We start from the raw sequence: 2,528 nt of genomic DNA, 5'->3' as shown, positions 1-2,528 counted from the left end.
AGGAATATCTTTAGATGTAAAGCTTTTGCCTTTATTACTCTTTAGCTTTACTCTACCATTATGAGGACATTTAAGCTCATTATCTTCTAATATAGGACAAAGCATTGCAGTGGAGATACTTTCTTTATTCTCTTTAGAATCTTTTGCTTTAGATTCTAAGAGTGCTTTTTCTTTCTTCTCTATCTCTTGAGATTCTTTGCTTTTACATTCTAGCTTGATATGAAGGCTAGAATGAATAAGAGAATAATGAAGTATTGTAAGTGTAGAGGAGTGAAGGAATACTTGGAGGGTGGAAGTGCCTATGATATTACTATGAGGTGGAGAGGGAGAAGTTGTATTTGAATTATTGTTAGTAGAGTTTGATTGAGTAGTGGTAGAGTTTGTGTTGGTAGTGTGGATTGATTCTTTATTGTCATTGCGAGAAGTGTTAGCTTCGTGGCAATCCATAGCATTAGAAACTTTAGCATTGTTATTTGTGGATTGCTTAGAATCTTTGTTTGTGGATTGCTTCGTCATTTCATTCCTCGCAATGACAGAATCCATATCCTCTCCACCTTGCAAGTAATAGATAGGCTTAGATTCTATCAATACTCCCTCTTTATCTAATTCCCCAAAGAAGCATTCATTATAAGGTTTATTAGATTCTGTGCCACCTGTGAGTTCTATGCCTAAGAAATATATTTTAGATTCTATCGTATCTATGCCTTTAGATTCTAAGACTTTTAAGTCTAGTGTTTGATTATCTCTTACTTTTATTATCTCTTTACGCAAGCTTGTATTCATCTTTCACCCTCTTATTGATTGTATGAAATGCCTCACTCCAATATTCTTGTATCTCTCTACCCTCTAAGAACGCATAATAAAACTCCATCGTATCTTTTGTGTAGTTTGGCGAGAGTGTGCCATAATCATATTCGTGGTAGAGTATGCGAGCAATCATCTCATCATCTGGGATAAAGATAAAGGGATAAAATTCACTTACACTAAAGTTGTTTGCTGGGATTGTGAGGTCAAGCGTATCTATCGCCTGTGTTTCATAATTTGGTGGCGATAATATATAACCTTTATTATTGCTTACATACAATAAGTGAAATACACCTTTTAATTGCTTATTGGATTTAGATATAAGAATATCTAAATTTTCTTTTAGTCTTTGATATATTTTAATTTTTTCTTTTCTGTGAGTCCAATACATATATACTGCTTCTTGATTATTTACTTCGCATTTTAAATTTTCTTTACGAATTTTATTAGCCTCTTTATTTAACGAACACATTAAATATTTGTTGCCCACCATATTATCAACCCATCGCCTAAATGTTTTTGCTCCTTTTACACTTTCAAGATATGAATCTATAGCTTGGAATTGTAGAAAAATAGAATGAACTTCTCTTATGGAATCAAAAATATCCATAAAAGAACCAGGTATATCAAATTGCTCAAATATTTCAACGCCAATTAGGCTTAAGTGTTTCTGCACCCAATGAACGCAATTATTTCGTGTTATATCATATCTATAATCACTATTTTTATATTGCTTTGTTTGGGGTTTTATATCTATTGTAATTTGATAGTCTTTATGAATATTTTGCAATAAGGTTTCGTATTGTTCTTGTGAGATTTCTAAAATGCAACGATTTGAAGGATTAAATGTATTTGAGCTTCTAAGCTTCGCATTATCATATATATTTTTATCTTTATTTGGGCTAACTATATATTGATTGTTTTCAAACACTTTCCCTACTGCCTTATCTATTATCCCTAAATCTCTATTAGCTGTGCCAAAGCCCCAAAAGCCATCGTTATATTCATTAGTTCCTAAACTTTCATACCATTTCTTATCAATATCTCTCCAATCTTTATTCTTAAGTTTTCTATCTCTTAATTCTTTATCCATTGCATCAAGCTCATCAGGAGATTTACCTTTGGTGAGTCCTAGAAAGGCGTGGGTGAAGTCTAAAGATGATATTGGAGATGATATTTTAAAATTTCTTGTCATTTCCCCAAATAGTTTATCAATGTAAATTGTTGCATAGTATTTCATTTCCTAAGCCCTCCTGCCATAAAAAATAATTGATATACACATAATACAAGAGCTATATCTATACAAAAAATGATACAAAATCCAAATTTTTTAGCTATTACACAAACACTAATTACACATAGAGATAATATGCCTAAAACTACCCAAATTGCACTATCAAAGTATCTTGCAAAGATAAAAAATAAAATGATAAAAAATACAACCAATAGAAATGGTAATATATTCTTTATATAAAAAGTATTAAAAATTAAAATACAAAATATAGAAAGGCATAAAAACTCAATGGTATTGATTTTTAAATAATGTATAAAGCTATCTACATTATCAATAAATGAATTTAAACTGAATGAAAATAAAAATGTAAATATTGTAAAACCTATGATTACACTACACACAAACCACGCAATTTGCCCACTTGTGATAGAATCTAGTCCTTTGGATTCTAGCTTTGCTTTGATATGTGAGTAAATAGGGATTTTCACTA

3 protein-coding genes are annotated in these 2,528 nt (G+C 30.7%); all 3 read right to left on the bottom strand.

The window, feature by feature from the left end; translation table 11 throughout:
* A partial coding sequence (locus CQA53_RS10830; RefSeq protein ID WP_115543955.1) for a hypothetical protein occupies nucleotides 1-783 on the bottom strand: 783 nt, incomplete at its 3' end.
* Complete coding sequence (locus CQA53_RS13425) at nucleotides 764-2,044, bottom strand: hypothetical protein (RefSeq protein ID WP_245945904.1); 1,281 nt, start codon at nucleotides 2,042-2,044, stop codon at nucleotides 764-766. The genes CQA53_RS10830 and CQA53_RS13425, both read right to left, overlap by 20 nt.
* Nucleotides 2,041-2,528, bottom strand: a 488-nt coding sequence (locus CQA53_RS13420; RefSeq protein ID WP_245945903.1) for a hypothetical protein, incomplete at its 5' end; no start/stop codon positions are given. The genes CQA53_RS13420 and CQA53_RS13425, both read right to left, overlap by 4 nt.

Source organism: Helicobacter didelphidarum (genome assembly GCF_003364195.1).
Lineage (GTDB): Bacteria > Campylobacterota > Campylobacteria > Campylobacterales > Helicobacteraceae > Helicobacter_A > Helicobacter_A didelphidarum.
This window is presented reverse-complemented; position numbering and strand designations above follow the sequence as displayed.